This is a genomic window from Candidatus Infernicultor aquiphilus (assembly GCF_002784285.1).
Taxonomy (GTDB): domain Bacteria; phylum Atribacterota; class Phoenicimicrobiia; order Phoenicimicrobiales; family Phoenicimicrobiaceae; genus Infernicultor; species Infernicultor aquiphilus.
The window spans coordinates 1-1,621 of the sequence record NZ_PFKO01000213.1; the positions used below are offsets into that span (position 1 = coordinate 1).

A 1,621-nucleotide genomic window follows, 5' to 3' on the forward strand; every position below is an offset into this window, starting at 1 on the left:
ATTCTCATAGAACAAATACTCCCAATAACGAACTTTGGACGAGAGTCTTTTTGCATCCGTCTTTTCCACGGTTATAGTGTATGATATTTTTCTTATTGCAATATATAATGACCGTAATAATAGTGGTTCAGTATTATCCATAGATGTTAGCCTCGCTTTCATGAAGAGAATTTAAATCCTTGCTTTTGAAATAATTTTTTGCAAACATCAACCACATCAGCATCGTATTTGGTGCCTTTGTGCAACAAAATTTCTTCTAGTGCTAAATCAATTCCTAAAGCAGCCCTATATGGTCGGTCCGAAGTCATAGCCTCTACTACATCAGCTACAGCCAATATTCTGCTCTCCATGGTTATTTTGTCTCCAATTAATCTTTGAAGATATCCTGAGCCATCAAGCCTCTCGTGGTGTTGATAAATCATGTCGGTTATCGGCTGGGGAAAATAAATCTCTTTCACTGCCTCATATCCATTCGTAACATGCGTTTGCAGTAATTGATATTCAAGGTTCGAAATTTTCCCAGGTTTGTTGAGAATTTCTGATGCAATATATATTCTCCCAATATCATGAATCAGTGCGCCCAAAGATATATTATTGATAGTATCTTCTGGCAAGCCCATCTCCTTTGCAATCGCACACGAAAGTTGCTGTACTTTTTTTTGGTGTGCTGAAGTGTATACATCCCTAAGTTCAACAATTTTTGATATAACATTGATTGCCTTTTGCAGCATTTTGGATAACATTTCGTTACTTGCTTTTAATTTGTTAAATAGGTTAGCATTTTCTAATGAAATCGCAAGCGGTGAAGCTATAACCGATAATATTTCAGTTTGTTTCTTGTTAAAAGCGCCTTCTATCAAATTATTTTCAAAATACAGGAGTCCTTTAAGATCTCCTTTAAATATAATTTGAAAGGAATACATTCAGCATTGGCTGTTCTTTCCTTCGGCATATGCACTAAAATATTAGTTGCATGCCCTTCAACTTGTATTGTATATCCAGTTTCTTTTTTTGCCAGGAAATAGATGTCCCGAGCGCCGAAATTTTCAAGCAAAACATTAATAAGCTTTCCCAGCTTGTCCTGGACAAGCACTGCTTGCCTGCAGTACATTCACCCAGATCATAACTCAGTGCATCTCAGCGCGTCAAGTGCAACGCAGGCTAGGCAGCCCACTTATTGCTCTTGTTTTTTATTTCTTTCATATATTAATTATAATGTAATTCAAATGTATATACAATATCAAACATCAAACGGGGGACCGTCAGACTGTATGAAAAATCATTCTGGAAATTACTTGCCTCCACTTACGCAAATTATTTACTTCATAATTGGGAATAAGTATATAGATATAGGTTAAAATATAATATTATACTCCACTTCAACACTATATTTTGCTCAAAAGGCGACTTTTCACACAACCTGAAGTCCCCTGTCACACTTTTATAATCTCTCCATATCCTGGAGAAACAATTATTTCTCCATTATCAAAGACTATTTTCCCTCTAACTATGGTCTTTTCCGGTTTTCCATAGACTTCCCATCCGTCATACACTAAGGCACTATCTCTACATTTAGTAAACATTTTATCTTTAGAAATAATATCTTTCTTATCCGGGTCAA

Annotated in this window: 1 protein-coding gene and 1 pseudogene; both read right to left on the reverse strand. The window is 35.7% G+C overall.

Annotated elements, in window-relative coordinates; all coding sequences use genetic code 11:
• Positions 1-158: 158 nt before the first annotated feature.
• The gene (locus tag COZ07_RS05580) at positions 159-923 is read right to left on the reverse strand and encodes an HD-GYP domain-containing protein (RefSeq protein ID WP_406607594.1); all 765 of its coding nucleotides are present in this window, start codon (positions 921-923) and stop codon (positions 159-161) included.
• Positions 924-1,433: 510 nt separating this feature from the next.
• Positions 1,434-1,621 (reverse strand): annotated as a pseudogene (locus COZ07_RS05585) (allantoinase AllB); the annotation flags it as partial.

Bases quoted from the DNA above. Each gene is read 5' to 3' on its own strand.
- COZ07_RS05580 (WP_406607594.1), bottom strand. From the start codon at position 923: ATGTATTCCTTTCAAATTATATTTAAAGGAGATCTTAAAGGACTCCTG.